Source organism: Acinetobacter sp. ATCC 27244 (assembly GCF_000156555.1).
In the GTDB taxonomy this organism is placed as follows: domain Bacteria; phylum Pseudomonadota; class Gammaproteobacteria; order Pseudomonadales; family Moraxellaceae; genus Acinetobacter; species Acinetobacter haemolyticus.
Window position 1 is genome coordinate 85,465 of the sequence record NZ_GG665951.1, and the last position, 17,323, is coordinate 102,787.

The following is a 17,323-nucleotide window of genomic DNA, read 5'->3' on the forward strand; positions in this document are numbered from 1 at the left end:
GTGTGAATCTAAAAACTTTGAATATAATGAGTGTTATGCAAAATCATTAAAAAAGCCTCAATTAATCCATCAGAGTTCTCACGCATCTTGTATTTTAAATAGAACTTGGGGATTTAACCCCAAGTCAGGCTATCTTTGGGTATCTCAAGGATGTTCTGGTGTTTTCGCAGATCCAACAGGATATCATCATGGTCAAAGTGGTACTTACGACAATGGTGCTCGCACATATAGTTCTGATGGAAAGGACTTAGGTGCTGCTGTTGCTGGTGCATTAATTGGTGCTGTTATCCTGAATTCTATTGATAAACATCAGCATCAGTCTTCTAATAAAAAAGCGTCATCTCAATATGATGGTTGTCACGGCGTAGGTTGCAAGGTTGATAATCCCGAAAAACAAGTGATTGATAATCGGCCACAGTTTGATAAAGATGGTAATCCTAATTTTGATACACACGGAAACTGGATTGGCTGCCATGGTATGGGATGTGAAGTTGATAATCCTGACTATTAATCCTCATCGAAGACTCTAATACTATTTCTTAGCATTAGAGTCTTCTTTAATGAGAATGAGCTCGCATCTATCCAATTTCGAACACTTGACCATCTGTTGAAATCTTGGTCTATACTTAGCCATCACACAATTTGATGACTATGGAAAGATGGCTTCTCAAACTTCTCAAAAAACCTATAAAAAAGTTTGGCTTTTATTTGCAATCATCGTTGGTTTGGTCATTATTCTCATTACCTTAAGGTTTACTGAGACTACTAAAAAATCTACAACCGACAGTCCGCCTAACACAGCTAAAAAGACGGAGCAAAAACCTGCACTCACAGTAACAGTCGTTGAGCCAGTATTACAAAACTGGAAACAAAGCTTTACTGCCAATGGCAATGTCGCCGCATGGCAAGAAGTGGTAATTGGTAGTGAGTTATCAGGTCAACGTCTCACTCGAGTCAATGTTAACGTTGGTGATCAGGTGAAACGTGGACAGGTTTTAGCCGAAATAAATAGCGATACGATTCGTGCAGATCTTGCAGCATCCAAAGCCAGTTATGCAGAAGCTCAAGCAGTTCTTGCAGATGCAGCAGCTAATCTTAAACGTGTTCAGCAGCTAAAAAATACTGGCGCTATCTCAGTTCAAGAGTCTGCGCAATATCAAACATCTCAAGCGACCGCCCAAGCACGCTTAGATGCAGCCAAGGCACAAATTGAAAGTAATGAATTGCGTTTCACCCAAACCAAAGTTGTTTCCCCTGATAATGGCGTGATTTCTGCTCGTAGTGCAACTGTCGGGTCTTTAGCTCAAACAGGACAAGAATTATTCAGGTTAATTAGAGATCACCGCTTAGAATGGCGGGCTGAAGTAACCACAACCGATCTCTATAAACTAAGACAAGGTATGGACGCTGAAATTATTTCTCCCGACCCTACTCAACCGAAAATTAAAGGTAAAGTGCGAATGATCGCACCTGTTATCGACCCACAAACACGCTATGGGATTGTGTATGTCGATTTACCTTCGACACAAGCTGTTCGTATGGGTATGTTTGTTAAGGGTGAATTTAATCTGGGAGAAAAATCGGCACTCACTCTGCCTCAAAGTGCATTATTACTCCGTGATGGTTTTACTTACATTTTCACAGTTGACCGTCATAACCGTGTGACTCAGCAAAAAGTAACCATAGGACGTCGTTTAGGTAATCGTGTTGAGATTCTAGATTTACCTGCAAATGTCAAAGTTGTCTCATCGGGTACAGGCTTTTTAAGTGATGGTGATCTCGTGAGCATCGCGAAAGAAATTCCTGATACACCGCTTAGTCAAAAACTTGTTACTCAGCAGGAGCGTTAAGATGAATGTTTCTGCTTGGTCGATTCGTAATCCGATTCCCAGTATTTTACTATTTATCATGTTGGGTTTAGCGGGTTTGTTATGTTTTCACTGGATGAAAATCCAACAATTCCCCGATATTGAACTTCCAATGGTAACCGTGACGGCAGCACTTCCAGGCGCGGCTCCCCCACAATTGGAAACGGAAGTTGCACGTAAAATTGAAAACTCGATTGCAACTTTACAAGGCCTCAGAAATCAATATACCAATATTCAAGATGGTGTAGTGAGCGTCACAGCCGAATTCCAACTAGAAAAACCGCTCCAAGAAGCCGTAGATGATGTACGAAATGCGGTTTCTCAAGTACGCTCAGATTTACCTGCGGATTTAAGAGATCCAATTGTCAGTAAAATTAATTTATCTGGCTCACCCATCTTAACTTACACCATCCAATCTCCAAAAATGGATGAAGAAGCACTCTCATGGTTTGTCGACTATGATATTTCACGTGCCATGCTCCAAGTGAAAGGAGTTGGTGCGGTATCACGTGTTGGTGGTGTCACACGACAAGTTGAAGTTGAGTTAGATCCTGAAAAATTACTCGCACTCAATGCAACGGCAACTGACATCAGTCATCAGCTACGTCTACTCCAACAAGATGCTTCAGGCGGACAAACCAAAATAGGTGGCAGTGAACAGTCGATCCGTACAATCGCTACAGTTCAAACTGCAGCAGAAATTGGTGCGATGGATATTGCACTCAGTGACGGTCGCCACATCCGTCTCGATCAAGTTGCTACGATTCATGATGGTATTGCAGAGAGACGCTCAGCTGCACTATTAAATGGGAAACCCGTGATCGGTTTTGAAATCACGCGCAGCAAAGGCGCAAGTGAAGTTGATGTTGAAAAAGGCGTTATCCTTGCATTGGATAAACTCAAAGCATCACATCCAGATCTTGAAATCACCGAGGCATTTAACTTTGTTCAGCCTGTTGAAGAAAATTATAAAGGTTCAATGGCACTACTTTATGAAGGTGCCCTGTTAGCTGTACTTGTCGTGTGGTTATTCTTGCGTGATTGGCGCGCAACAATTATTGCTGCAACGGCCTTACCACTCTCAATTCTACCTGCCATGATTGGTATGTATTATCTAGGTTTTACTTTAAATATTGTCACCTTATTGGCTATGTCTTTGGTTGTCGGCATCTTAGTCGATGACGCAATTGTAGAAATTGAAAATATTATTCGGCATCTGAGGATGGGCAAAACACCTTATGAAGCGGCGATGGAGGCTGCTGACGAGATTGGTCTTGCAGTCATTGCTACAACGTTTACCCTAATCGCCGTCTTTTTACCAACCGCCTTTATGAGTGGTATTGCGGGTAAATTCTTTGTGCAATTCGGGTGGACAGCATCACTTGCTATTTTTGCATCATTGCTTGTGGCCCGTTTGCTAACCCCAATGATGGCAGCCTATATTCTAAAACCTTGGGTGGGAAAAATTGATCACCCATTACAGAATGGCTCTGTAAATGACCAAGGAGAAACCGGACTAGCCAAAGATCGTGAAAATGATGGACAAGTCATGCGCAGATATATGCGATTGGTGACTTGGTGTATTCGCCATCGCTGGATCACCTTATTTGGTGCAATAATGTTTTTTATCGGTTCACTGATGCTTATTCCATTACTACCAACTGGTTTCGTTCCGCCTCCAGATACTGGACAAACCCAAGTCCGCTTAGAATTAACACCGGGTTCACAATTTGCTGATACATTAAAAACTGCAGAATACGCCCGCAACTTAATTAAAGATCATCCTGAAATTAAAAGTATATATACCACCATCGGTGGCGGTGCAGCAGGTACAGATCCCTTTGCTGGTGGTGCATCAACTGAACCACGTAAAGCTACTTTAACTATTCAAACAACTGAACGTAAAAATCGTAGTGCAAGTCTTCAGCAAATCGAAGATGAAATCAGACAAAGGCTTGCCCCTCTCCCAGGTGCAAGGATTCAAGTCGGTATCGCTGGAAACAACAGTCAATATCAATTGGCTCTTTCAGGTGATGATCCCGAAGCACTGATTTCAACAGCTCGACAATTGGAAAGAGAGTTACGTACGATTCCGAATATCGGTAGTGTAAATTCAAGTGCTGCATTAATTCGCCCAGAACTAGTGATCCGTCCTGACTTTGCAAAAGCCGCTGATCTAGGGGTTACCACCTACGATATTGCTGAGACACTTCGGATTGCGACTGCGGGTGACTTTGATCAAAACTTGGCAAAACTAAATCTATCGCAACGGCAAGTTCCCGTAGTCATTAAACTTCCTTTATCAGCTCGACAGGATCAAGAGTTGATGAAACGTCTTATTGTCAAAGGTAGTCGTGGCCCAGTCATGCTCGGCACTATTGCTGAAGTCAATATTGAAAGTGGTCCTTCGCAAATTGATCGCTTTAATCGTATGCGTAATATCAATTTAAATATTGAACTTAACAACCAGCCTTTAGGTGATATTGCAGCCCAAGTTGACCAATTACCGACCATGCAAAATCTGCCACCGAGCGTGACACGTACTAACATTGGTGATGCAGAAGTTATGCAAGAGTTATTTTCTAGCTTTGGTCTCGCCATGCTAACAGGCGTATTGTGTATCTATGTGGTTTTAGTACTTTTATTTAAAGATTTCTTACAGCCGATCACCATTTTAGTAGCATTACCATTGTCATTAGGCGGCGCTTTCGTCTTACTCCTTTTAGCAAAAAGTAGCTTTTCCATGCCGAGTCTAATTGGATTAATCATGCTAATGGGCATCGCAAGTAAGAACTCTATTTTATTGGTTGATTACGCCATCATTGCACGTAATGAAAAGGGTTACTCTCGTTTCAATGCCTTACTAGATGCCTGCCATAAACGTGCACGACCGATTATCATGACCACATTGGCGATGGGTGCTGGAATGTTACCTATTGCTTTAGGTGTGGGAACTGATCCGAGTTTCCGCTCACCCATGGCAATATCAGTAATTGGCGGATTGATCACAAGTACATTCTTATCCTTGTTGGTTATTCCCGTAGTTTACACATTTATTGATGATATTCATCAAAAGCTGTTTAACTTCAGAAAGAATAAACCCTTACCAACAGAAACTTCCTAGTAAAAAATTAAAAAGACGGTTTCATTACCGTCTTTTTTAACAATAGGAATATCTATGACTTCGCTAATGCTTTTTCAATATCCGCTTCCAAAGCTTCTGGCTTAGTTGTTGGTGCGTAGCGACCCAGAACTTCACCATTGCGTCCAACTAAGAACTTAGTGAAATTCCATTTGATATTACGACTACCTAAAATTCCTTTTGCCTCACGGGTTAAGAAACGGAAGATCACATGTGCTTCAGGTCCTTTAACGTCTACCTTGGCAAACATGGGGAAATTAACACCATAATTGCGCTGGCAGAATGCCCCTATTTCCTTATTCGTACCTGGATCTTGTCCACCAAACTGATTGCATGGAAAACCTAATACCTCTAAACCTTGAGATTTATATTTTTCATAAAGTTTCTCAAGTCCCGCAAATTGTGGTGTAAAACCACATTTACTTGCTGTATTCACAATCAGCATCACCTTTCCTTTGTAATCAGAAAGTGCTTTTATTTCTCCCTCTAACAACTCAGCTTCGAACTGATAAATGTTACTCATGGGTAAGTTTCCTCGTCATTTTTTTCTTCTGTTTTAAGTTGTAATGATGCTGAATTTACGCAATAGCGTAATCCAGTCGGTTCTGGGCCATCTTCAAACACATGCCCTAAATGTGCATCGCAATCATGGCAAACAATTTCTGTTCTAACCATGCCATGTGAAGAATCGTCATGCTCCTCTATGGCTAAATTATCAATCGGTCGATAAAAACTTGGCCAACCAGAGCCACTGTCATATTTAGTTTCAGAAGAAAATAATTTCGCACCACAGCAACGACATACATAAATCCCTTTTTGTTTACTATTCCAATATTGCCCAGTAAACGCTGGCTCAGTACCCTTTTTACGAGTAATGCGATATTCTTCTGGTGATAACTCTCTTTGCCATTCTCGGTCAGTTTTATTGACTTTTCCCATGAAAAAACTCCTTTAAATCTATGAGATTCAATGTCATGCTTCATGCTTTCCATATTTACGCTAGTCCTTGATAAATTTCTAGCGAAATTTCAAAATAGATTGTGCGTTTTCGGTAATCTATTTTTTCTTAACTTACAAAACATTGGATGGAATTATGTCCGTTATCAGTAACACTACGCCACGAGAAATTAAGAAATCATCTAAGCTCGAGCATGTTTGCTACGACATTCGTGGACCTGTGTTGCGAGCCGCCAATGAAATGGAAGAACAAGGGCACAAAATTATTAAGCTCAATATCGGTAACCCTGCACCATTTGGTTTTGAAGCACCGCAAGAGATTATCAATGACGTCGCTTTAAACTTACCCAATGCAATTGGTTATACTGATTCTAAAGGTATTTTCCCTGCACGTAAGGCAATCTGCCAGTACTACCAACAGAAAGGCATCTTTGATATGCACGTCAACGATGTGTATGTTGGAAATGGTGTTTCAGAACTTATCGTTATGGCAATGCAAGGCTTGCTAGACGACGGCGATGAAATGTTAGTTCCGATGCCTGACTATCCGTTATGGACAGCGGCAGTGAATCTATCTGGTGGTACAGCAATTCACTACAAATGTGATGAAGAAAACTACTGGTATCCTGATATTGCCGATATGGAGAGTAAAATCACGCCCAATACACGTGGGATCGTGGTAATCAATCCAAATAACCCAACAGGTTCAGTCTACCCTCGTCACGTTTTGGCGCAAATCGTTGCTTTGGCAAAAAAATATGATTTGATTTTATTTGCTGATGAGATTTACGACAAAATCATATATGACGGTATAGAACACGTTTCAGTTGCGGCATTGGCTGGCGATCAACTCTGTGTGTCGTTTAATGGCTTATCTAAAGCATATCGTATTGCAGGTTATCGTGCAGGCTGGATGGCGATTACAGGTAACAAGGCCCGTGCTGCTGATTATATCGAAGGTCTAGACATGTTGGCTTCGATGCGTCTATGTGCGAACCATCAAGCCCAATATGCGATTCAAACAGCTTTGGGTGGTTATCAATCGATCAATGACTTAATACGTCCAGGTGGTCGCTTGTATGAACAACGTAATATTGCGTGGGAAATGCTAAACGAAATCCCTGGTGTAAGTTGTGTTAAACCAGAAGGTGCGATGTACTGTTTCCCTAAACTTGACCCAACAGTGTACGCAGTTGAAGATGATGAAGCGTTAATGCTTGATTTATTAAAAGCAGAAAAGGTTTTACTCGTGCAAGGTACAGGCTTCAACTGGCCAACACCTGATCATTTCCGTGTGGTATTTTTACCTGCAGAAAATGAGCTTCGTGAAGCAATTAACCGCTTAGGTCGCTTCCTAGCCACACGTCGTTAAGCAAAAAAATTAAAGCAATGTCTGTACAAGACATTGCTTTTTTTAATTTTAGAATAGTTCGTCTGTCATTACACAAAATTGCACCAAGATGATGCACCTATATTAAACCCCCAAAAAAATTAAAATAAGTACCTAATATTATTTAAATTAATAAGAAAATTCTATCAAACCACTTCAGTCACTTAAATCTTTAATCAAATCTACTTTTACTCTAGACAAAGGTCTAATAAAAAATAATTTTGCCAATGATTTAAATGCTAAAACTTCAAATAATAGCTCCCGATGTCATGTCGGATTTGACATAGCACTTCGGTGGAAAACTAAAAAACAGGATTGTGATTGATGATTAAAACGGTTAAATCATTAGGATTAGCATGTACCCTACTTGCAGCTTCAGTTTCATTGTATGCAAAAAATAATATCGTTATTATGGCGACAGGTGGCACGATCGCAGGTGCAGGCGCGAGCTCAACCAATAGTGCAACCTATACAGCAGCAAAAGTTCCTGTAGAGACACTAATTAACTCAGTTCCTCAAATTAAAGATCTAGCAAATGTCAGTGGTATCCAAGCCCTACAAATTGCATCTGAAAACATTACCGATAAAGAGCTTTTATCGCTGGCACGTCAAGTCAATGATTTAGTTAAAAAACCATCTGTGAATGGGATTGTGATTACACATGGTTCAGACACACTTGAAGAAACTGCATTCTTTCTAAACCTTGTTATCCATACTGACAAACCGATTGTTCTAGTTGGTTCAATGCGCCCATCTACTGCTCTTTCTGCGGATGGACCACTTAATTTATATAGTGCTGTTGCCCTTGCTTCATCTGATGAAGCAAAAAATAAAGGCGTACTGGTACTGATGAATGACTCAATCTTTGCTGCACGAGATGTGACCAAAGGAATAAATATCCATACCAATGCCTTTGTTAGTCAATGGGGGGCATTAGGAACAGTTGTTGAAGGAAAACCATATTGGTTTAGAAACAGTATCAAACGACATACCAAAGCATCAGAATTTAATATTGAAAATATTAAAGGTGAACAGCTACCCGTTGTTCAAATCGTATATGGTTCAGACTCTATGAAACCTGATGCGTATCTTGCTTATGCAAAAGCTGGAGCACGAGCAATCATCAACGCAGGTACGGGTAATGGATCTGTTGCAAAATATTTAGTTCCAACCTTACAACAACTACACAATGATAACGGGATTCAAATTATCCGTTCTTCTCGTGTGGCTCAAGGTTTTGTTTTACGTAATGCTGAACAACCTGATGATAAATATGGTTGGGTAGCTGCACATGATCTTGATCCACAAAAAGCACGCATTCTCGCGGCATTGGCACTCACTAAAACCAATGATGCTAAAGAAATTCAACGGATGTTCTGGGAGTATTAATTTACGTCCATAACGACTAAACCGATGTATATGATCAAATCGCATATACATCGGTTTTTTAGTTTCTGAGCCGAATACAAAGCAGATATGATCTTATTGCAAAAATATTAGACAACAGCCATAGACAGAGCGTGTTAGAATAATCGGCGGTCGCGTTAAGGATAGATCTATGCAGTTTGTTCATCTTGGTATTCATACAGAGTTTTCGATTACAGAGTCGATTGTTCGCATACCCGATTTGGTCAAAGCTGCTATAAACGATGAAATGCCTGCTCTGGCATTAACTGACCTGTCAAACCTACATGCTGCAGTGAAGTTCTATGAAGCATGCCTTAAGAAAGGAATTAAACCGATTTTAGGCAGCGTCATTCGACTCAATGATGCTGAACATCGCGCCACACTATTAGCAATGAGCAATACAGGTTGGAGAAACCTGACTGAAATTGTGTCCCGTGGTTTTATCGAGGGGCAACAACTCAGTATTCCCTGCGTCCAAAAAGAATGGGTACTCGAACAATCTGAAGACTTGATTATCTTGCTTGGGCAACACAGTGATGTGGGTAAAATGCTCTGCTCTTCAAACCCACAAAAAGCTGAACCTTTATTAGAAGCATGGATAGAAAAATTTGGTAACCGTGTTTATCTAGCATTAACACGTACCGAACGCGCGGGTGAAGAAGACTTTATCCAAGAAGCAGTCAAACTCGCCGCAAAATACCAAATTGGTGTCGTTGCGCATAATGACATTCATTTTATTGAAAAAGACGACTTTTACGCACATGAAGCCCGTGTTTGCATTGCGGATGGTTATGTACTCGGTGATGATAAACGTCCCAAAAACTATAGTCCCGAACAATATTTCAAAACTGGGCAACAAATGTCTGAACTTTTCTCAGATATTCCAAGTGCAATTGAAAATACATATTACGTCGCACAGCGATGCAATGTAGCACTCCAACTCGGAACCTATTTCTTACCAGACTTCCCTATCCCTGATGGTTATACCATTGATACCTATTTTGAGCATCTGTCTCGTCAAGGTTTAGAGGAGCGCTTAAACCATCTTTATCCAATATCAGAGCGTGATGAGGATTGGGAAGATATTCGAAAACCCTATGATGAACGAATCAAATACGAAGTTGATATCATCTTAAAAATGGGTTTCCCCGGCTACTTCCTCATCGTTATGGACTTCATCCAATGGGCAAAAAACAATGGGGTACCTGTCGGGCCGGGACGTGGTTCTGGTGCAGGTTCACTGGTCGCATATAGTTTAAAAATTACCGACCTCGATCCACTCCGATATGACCTACTCTTTGAACGTTTCTTGAACCCTGAACGTGTTTCAATGCCCGATTTCGATGTCGATTTCTGTATTGCAGGTCGAGATCGCGTTATTGAATATGTTGCGCAGAACTATGGTCGCCAAGCTGTTTCCCAAATTGCAACGTTTGGTACCATGGCTGCAAAAGGTGCTATTCGAGATGTTGCACGAGTCTTGGGTAAATCATACGGACTCGCGGACCGTATCTCAAAAATGGTGCCAACCAAACCACTTGGCGTTGATCTAGCGACTGCTATTGATATGGAGCCGCAACTTAAAGATATCGTTACCAATCCATCCAACCCAGACAATGATGATGCGGCTGAGATCTGGGAAATGGCGCTTAAACTTGAAGGTATCACACGAAATACAGGTAAACACGCGGGTGGTGTAGTTATTGCTCCCGGAAAAATTACCGATTACTCTGCAGTGTTGTGCGATCCAGATGGTACCAACCGTGTAGCGCAATATGACAAGGATGATGTCGAGGCTGCAGGACTCGTCAAATTTGACTTCTTGGGTTTACGGAACCTCACGGTGATCGAGGATGCCGTTCAGAATATTAACAAAAGAATCAAATCTGAAACTCCTCTCGAAATTGCAAATGTCCCTTTAGACGATAAAGATGCATACTTAGTCTTTGCCGAAGCAAATACGACCGCGGTATTCCAGTTTGAATCCGTCGGCATGAAAAAAATGCTTAAAGAAGCAAGGCCAAGTAAATTCGAAGAAATTATTGCCTTCGTTTCTTTATATCGTCCTGGTCCAATGGATCTGATTCCTGACTTTATTCATCGTATGCACGGTGGCGAGTTTGAATATTTACATCCATTACTGGAAAGCGTTTTAGAACCGACTTATGGCATCATGGTTTACCAAGAACAGGTAATGCAAGCAGCACAATTCTGTGCGGGTTACACCTTGGGTGGTGCAGATTTACTTCGTCGTGCAATGGGTAAAAAGAAACCTGAAGAAATGGTGAAACAACGCCAAATCTTTATTAAAGGTGCTGCTGAAAAAGATATTGATGAAGCCACTGCCAATCATATCTTTGACTACATGGAAAAGTTCGCAGGCTATGGTTTTAACAAATCACATGCGGCTGCCTATGCACTGGTTGCTTATCACACCGCATGGTTAAAAGCACACTACCCATCAGAATTTATGGCAGCGGTACTATCATCGGAAATGCAGAACACTGACAGTATCGTGTTCTTGATTGATGACTGCCGTAACAATAAGTTAGAAGTACTTCCTCCGTCTGTAAATATGTCCTTATATCATTTCCATGCCAGTGATGAGCGTACCATTGTCTACGGTTTAGGTGCGATTAAAGGTGTTGGCGAACAGGCAATGCAGTCTGTGATCGACTCACGCATTAAAGAAGGTCCATATAAAGACTTATTCGATTTCTGTCATCGTATTGACCTAAAAAAGATCAACAAACGTACCTTAGAAGCGCTTATCCGTGCTGGTGCATTAGATTGTCTCGGCATAGAACGCTCAAGCTTGATGGCGCAACTTCCAGAAGCCGTACAAGCAGCTGAGCAAGCACGTAGTAACCGAGAAACAGGAATTATGGATCTGTTTGGTGAAGTTGAAGAAGTTCAACGAAAGCCAGCCAAACCTGTGAAGCCTTGGTCTGATGAAGTTCGTTTAAAAGGTGAAAAAGATACGCTCGGACTGTATTTGACAGGACATCCGATTGATGTTTATCGCCAAGAGTTAAAAGCCTTTATTCCAGCCAAATTAAATGAACTTACACCGACACGTCGAGGGGTCACAACTGTTTTTGCAGGGTTAGTCGTAGATATTGCTAACTTCCCGAATCGAATTATGATCACCTTAGATGATGGCACTGCACGTGTAGAAATCAGTTGCAATCATGAACGTTTCCAACGTTACAAAGATATTGTTCGACTCGAACAAGTCGTTGTAGTTGAAGGCGAAATCTATGAACGTGAAGGCTATGATCGCCCAATGGCCCGTTTAAGCAAAGCATTTAGTTTAAATGACATCCGCCAAAAGCGTGCTCAAAGTATTCAAGTACAGCTAAGCCCTGATTTAATGACCAAATCCTTAGCCAAAGATCTACAAGCTATTCTGCTTCCGTATTGTAATGTCGATATGAGTCAACATATTGGTTTACAGTTACAAATTGAACAAAGCTTTGCCTATGCTGAATTACATCTTGGACCACAATGGAAAGTTGCCCCTCAAGATGAATTACTCGCTAAATTACGTGATTATTTTGGAAAAGATGCTATTTTCATCGAATATCAAGTGAAATCAAAAGCTGCCAAAGCAATTGAAAAACCTAAAGTTAGCACTGTCGCAACACCTCCTGAAAATATGTCTATGGATGAAGCCTTGGATCTTTATCAAGCCGAAGTTTCTCAATATTCTTAAATTTGGATGATATATGAATCAGTTTGAGCAAAATAATATGACCAAACCTTTGGATCATGTCCGTATTGTTATGGTCAATACAACTCTCCCTGCAAATATTGGTAGCGCTTTACGTGCGATGAAAACCATGGGATTATCCAAATTAGTTTTAGTCGCACCTAAAACATATCCTCACCCAGATATTGATGCCTTGGCAGCAGGCGCACAAGATCTAATCGAACATATCGACATTGTAGAAACACTCGAACAAGCGATTCAAGATTGTCATCTGGTGTTTGGAACCAGTGCACGTAGTCGTACCATACCGTGGCCATTATTAGATGTAAGACCAGCAGCAAAAGAAGCACTTCAAGCGGCGTCACAACAGCAAAACATTGCTATTGTTTTTGGTCGTGAAGACCGTGGTCTGACAAATGAGGAGCTCGCCCTCGCCAATTATCATTTAACAATTCCTGTAAATCCTGAATATGGTGTGTTAAATGTCGCACAAGCTATTCAAGTCGTATGCTATGAGTTAAGAATGGCGGCACTGGAGCAAATCAGTCCAGTGGTTGACACATCAAATGAGCAAATGCAACTTAAACAACAGCAAACCATGCAATGGGACGAACCGCTTGTAACCCAACAGCAAATGGAAGAGTTTTATCCTCATTTTGAGAAAATGTTGACTGAAATTGAGTTTTTAGATCCTAATAATCCCCGTTTACTCCCTTTACGCTTGCGTCGTTTATTCGGAAGGATACAATTAGATCGTATGGAATATCATTTATTACGCGGTGTTTTTAGTCGTGTACAGTCTTTGGCAAATGGTTCATGGAAAAAATCTCAATCGGAGGATCATAACAAATGATTAAACAGCTTAAAGAAGATATTGAGGCTGTATTTGCACGTGATCCTGCAGCACGCAATACGCTTGAAGTTTTAACCACTTACCCAGGAATTCATGCATTAATCATGCATCGTATGGCGCATGAACTCTGGAAAAAAGAGTTTAAAGGGACTGCACGTTTACTCTCCTCTTTCAGCCGTTTTGCCACTGGTATTGAAATTCACCCTGGTGCAAAAATTGGCAAACGCTTTTTCATTGATCATGGCATGGGGGTTGTGATTGGTGAAACTGCTGAGATTGGGAATGACGTCACCCTATATCATGGCGTTACACTAGGTGGTACCACATGGAATAAAGGTAAGCGTCATCCAACCTTAGAAGATGGTGTGGTGGTTGGTGCAGGTGCGAAGATCTTAGGCCCTTTCACAGTTCACAAGGGTGCGAAAGTTGGATCGAATGCTGTTGTTACTAAGGAAGTTCCTGCTGGAGTTACAGCGGTGGGTAGTCCTGCCCGCTATATCTTTAAACAACAAAACACCAAAGAACAGACAGAACAAGAAGCTTTGCGACGTGATTATGCAGAGAGTATTGGTTTCGAACCGTATGCGACAACCGAAGATCAATCCGATCCGATTCTAGAAGGCATTCGGGTATTGCTTGATCGCATGCAAAAGAATGAAAAGCGTATGAATACACTTTGCCAAAGACTATCTCTGCTTGATCCGACTTTTAACGGTCAGAATTCTAAAACTCAACCATATAGTAAAGAAGAATTAAAAATCATCGAAGAAGTACGTCGTGAATGTGAAGCGCAAAGTACAACCTTTAAAACTGAGTAAGTTAAAAAAATATAACATCTCGTACATTGCAAGTTGGTTCCGCTTTTCCTAGACTAGCGGAACCAATCATTTTTATCCTCTTACTAAAATTAATGGATGTAGATCATGAATTTTAAGCCCTTGGCATTACTTGTACTTTCAACCACTTTTCTAACGGCTTGTGGCGTAGCCCCAACAAAAAAAGAAAATGTTGCTGAGCCATTTGTATTTAAAGAACCTGATCCTACTCCAGCATTCTATGCTTTAAATCCAATTCAATACGATGCACCACCGAGTTTTGAGTTAGCTATCAAAGAAGCTGCTGCACAACCAGTGACTAAAATGGTAGTTTCTCTTCAAAGTGATCCGTCTAAATCAATGACTTTAGATGTAAACAAAATTATTATTCCGACGATCGATAGTAAACAACGTAATGTCAAATATGCAGTGCTTGCGGGTGAAAATGAAGTTGATGTAACTGAGATTGATGATTTCTTACAGCTTGTCGAAGGTAAAGCGCGTCACTATCCGCCACGTTTTACTGAACGCCAAGAACGTAAAGGTTATGAAACTAAGCTCAAAGAAATCACACATAAGCTGGATGCGCTCGCAGAAAAACCGAATGCATCATTTGATGTATTGTCTCGTGCATTTAAAGCCAGCGTCATGGCACGCAACCTTGATCTAGGAACATCATACACCTCCAAGTCGTTAAACTATGCACAACGTATTCTTGCGATGAGTCCAAATGATCCTGAAACCAATTTCTGGTTTGGATTTGGCTTGTCTGAGGGTGGTGGTCAGCGCGAAGCTATCCCTTATTTAGATAAAGCAATTAAAGGCGGTGTACAAGAAGCATATCTTTCTGCTGCAAACAACTATTTGTGGTTAGAGCAAAAAAGAAATGCAATTCAAACTCTCAGAAACTATAAAATTAAGTTCCCTGATGAGGCTGAAGTCGCAGATCGTTTAATTCGTGAAATTGAATCTGGTAAGCGCTGGAACGTATGGCAAGTGATGAATTAATTTTTTATTTCTTGAACAAATAGACTGCCCTGAGCAGTCTATTTTTTTTACATTGAAAAAACATTAATTTTTCGTATTATAAATAACATCCAAGCCTACCGTGCTGATCCATCATGTTTGCATTTCAACCGAATAAATCTTTATTTATTGTTAGTCTACTCAGTGCAATCATGGTGAGTGGTTGCCAAGTCGTCAGTCTAAAGCAACAAGCGATAAATGTAACAATCGCCAATGAACGTAATAGCATTTTAACGCATAAAAAATTAAGCGAAGCCAGTCTGAATGTCCTCTCCATGTCTGGTAAAGAAGCTAAAGTCTGCACCCAAACACCAAATGACTGTGTCGCTGATTTACACAAAATCCCACAAATTTTAGATGAACAGCTCTTATCAACTGCAAGCGAATTGTATCTCGCTAAAGCATTGTCATTATCTGAATCTTCGGATTGTAAAATTAGCAAGCTAAGCAAACATCGTAAAGAAGAAGAACAGAAAGTCATTCAACAAAACTATGAAAAGTGTCTAGATCAAGAACTTGAGTCCTTAGATAAAAGTATTCGATATAGCTATGCATATTTATTCAAAACAAGTCGTCAACCACAAGAACGTATTTTTGATAACCGACAAGTTCAAATTCGAGATTTCTATAATCAAGCACTAACCAAATTAGTTAATGTACACAGTCTTCGAAATCCATCTAAAACCATTACCCCAACAATTAAAATTGGTAAAAGTATCTATACGATCGATATCGAATCTTATCAACGCCTGCAAAATGTTCAACAGCTTGAACAATTTGTTTCTAGCTATAATATGAATTTTTCAGGGTTAAGAGCCATTAACCGCAGAGATGGTTTTGGTTCTGATTTTGTGGCGGTCTTCCCGTCCTCAGAAGCCAATCGTGGTGAAAATAAATATATTCTTGATCCTCTGAATTATAAATATCCAAATGGCACCAACCCAAATATTCATAAAGCACGTTATTTGGCAGCGACAATCATTGCTCAACCTAAACAAGCAACTGCCAGCGTGGAAGATGTTTTAAATAATCCAAATTTTGAAATTAAAGTTTATGATCCTTACAACACTGAAAGGGTAAATATCGCAGGAAAAGCATACTCACTTGCCGCAAACTTTTCTGCGCCTTACGGCCTATGGTTAGCAGAAAACAATCTAGGTGCAGTTGCTTATCTTTCGTTGATTGACCGTGACCAGCATCTCACCATGCCACATCTTTATATGTTGGAACCTTATAATCCGAATAAAAAAGTTATCGTATTAATACATGGTTTGGCGAGCAGTCCTGAAGCATGGATTGCGGTTACCAACGATATTATGGGCGATCCAGTTTTGCGTGAAAACTATCAAGTATGGCAAGTTTTCTATTCAACCAATATGCCTATCTTAGAAAGTCGCTTTCAAACCTATGCATTATTGAAACAGGCTTTTTCATCATTGAATCCTAGAGATGCTGCTGCAAAAGATGCTGTTTTAATTGGTCATAGTATGGGCGGTATTATTAGCCGTTTACTGGTAAGCGATGTAGATCTATCGAAACAAGCTTTAGCAATGATGACCAGCCGTCAGCAAGCCCAGCTCAGAAAGCATCCTGTTATTAGTGAGCGATTAAAGATGAAACCAATTCATAACTTTAATCGAGCTGTTTTCTTAGCGTCACCCCATCGTGGAACTGATTATGCTGACCGTTGGTTTACCTTAGCTGCGCGGAAAATTATCCGTTTACCTGCAACTTTTCTCACAACTTTAGCAGACACACTTACCAGTGATGATATGGATCTTAAAGATTTTGTGAAAACACTGACTAATGATGTCATCCAAAATGGGCCTAGTGATTTAAGTAAAAAATCGAAATTTATGGAGTTAACTGCCGATGTTCCACCTGAAAAAGGTCTAGTGTTCCACTCTATTTTGGGCAACATTACTAAAAGTGATGATCCAAATGTCATCACAGATGGAATCGTCCCATATAAAAGTGCTCACTTAGATGGAGCAGTTTCAGAAAAAGTTTTGCATGGCGGACATTCTATTCAAGAAACGCCTGAAGCAATACTTGAGTTACGTCGAATCCTTCGTCAGCATCTTGTTGATCATGGCTTGTATAAGCAATAAATAAAAAAGCCCAAACTTTAGTTTGGGCTTTTTTGATTCTAA

General features: G+C 40.5%; 12 protein-coding genes. 10 read left to right on the forward strand and 2 right to left on the reverse strand.

Annotated elements, in window-relative coordinates:
- From HMPREF0023_RS04360 to HMPREF0023_RS04370, 3 genes are all read left to right on the forward strand, one after another.
- The coding region (locus HMPREF0023_RS04360; protein WP_008941291.1) for a DUF3011 domain-containing protein at positions 1-511 on the forward strand (511 nt) is incomplete at its 5' end.
- Positions 512-659: 148 nt separating this feature from the next.
- Positions 660-1,850 carry an efflux RND transporter periplasmic adaptor subunit gene (locus HMPREF0023_RS04365; RefSeq protein ID WP_008941292.1) on the forward strand — a complete coding sequence of 397 codons (1,191 nt, stop codon included), beginning with the start codon at positions 660-662 and terminating at the stop codon, positions 1,848-1,850.
- A gap of 1 nt (position 1,851) precedes the next feature.
- Positions 1,852-4,992: an efflux RND transporter permease subunit gene (locus HMPREF0023_RS04370; RefSeq protein WP_008941293.1), complete on the forward strand. Its 3,141-nt coding sequence runs from the start codon at positions 1,852-1,854 to the stop codon at positions 4,990-4,992.
- Positions 4,993-5,044: 52 nt separating this feature from the next.
- On the opposite strand, the gene HMPREF0023_RS04375 is transcribed toward HMPREF0023_RS04370, so the two are convergent.
- Positions 5,045-5,533 carry a glutathione peroxidase gene (locus HMPREF0023_RS04375; RefSeq protein WP_004639367.1) on the reverse strand — a complete coding sequence of 163 codons (489 nt, stop codon included), beginning with the start codon at positions 5,531-5,533 and terminating at the stop codon, positions 5,045-5,047.
- Positions 5,530-5,949, reverse strand: a complete 420-nt coding sequence (msrB, locus tag HMPREF0023_RS04380; protein ID WP_004639368.1) for a peptide-methionine (R)-S-oxide reductase MsrB — start codon at positions 5,947-5,949, stop codon at positions 5,530-5,532. The genes HMPREF0023_RS04375 and msrB overlap by 4 nt, the downstream gene beginning before the upstream one ends.
- Before the next feature lie 154 nt (positions 5,950-6,103).
- Between msrB and HMPREF0023_RS04385 the strand changes: the two genes are divergently transcribed.
- The 7 genes from HMPREF0023_RS04385 (at position 6,104) to HMPREF0023_RS04415 (ending at position 17,281) form a co-directional block, all read left to right on the forward strand.
- Entirely contained in the window at positions 6,104-7,339 is a 1,236-nt protein-coding gene (locus tag HMPREF0023_RS04385; RefSeq protein WP_004639369.1) for a pyridoxal phosphate-dependent aminotransferase, read from the forward strand.
- A 339-nt stretch (positions 7,340-7,678) separates the two neighbouring features.
- Positions 7,679-8,746, forward strand: coding sequence for a type II asparaginase (locus tag HMPREF0023_RS04390; RefSeq protein ID WP_026056337.1), 1,068 nt, complete (start codon positions 7,679-7,681; stop codon positions 8,744-8,746).
- Between the two features lie 169 nt (positions 8,747-8,915).
- Positions 8,916-12,479: a DNA polymerase III subunit alpha gene (dnaE, locus tag HMPREF0023_RS04395; RefSeq protein ID WP_008941295.1), complete on the forward strand. Its 3,564-nt coding sequence runs from the start codon at positions 8,916-8,918 to the stop codon at positions 12,477-12,479.
- 13 nt (positions 12,480-12,492) lie between these two features.
- A complete protein-coding gene (locus tag HMPREF0023_RS04400) occupies positions 12,493-13,329 on the forward strand; it encodes an RNA methyltransferase (protein ID WP_008941296.1) in 837 nt (278 codons plus the stop codon).
- Entirely contained in the window at positions 13,326-14,147 is an 822-nt protein-coding gene (cysE, locus tag HMPREF0023_RS04405) for a serine O-acetyltransferase (protein ID WP_004639373.1), read from the forward strand. Before HMPREF0023_RS04400 ends, cysE begins: the two co-directional genes overlap by 4 nt.
- A 105-nt stretch (positions 14,148-14,252) precedes the next feature.
- Positions 14,253-15,152, forward strand: a complete 900-nt coding sequence (locus HMPREF0023_RS04410; RefSeq protein ID WP_005081200.1) for an ABUW_2363 family tetratricopeptide repeat lipoprotein — start codon at positions 14,253-14,255, stop codon at positions 15,150-15,152.
- A gap of 113 nt (positions 15,153-15,265) precedes the next feature.
- The gene (locus HMPREF0023_RS04415; RefSeq protein WP_008941297.1) at positions 15,266-17,281 is read left to right on the forward strand and encodes an esterase/lipase family protein; all 2,016 of its coding nucleotides are present in this window, start codon (positions 15,266-15,268) and stop codon (positions 17,279-17,281) included.
- The last annotated feature ends 42 nt before the right edge of the window (positions 17,282-17,323 follow it).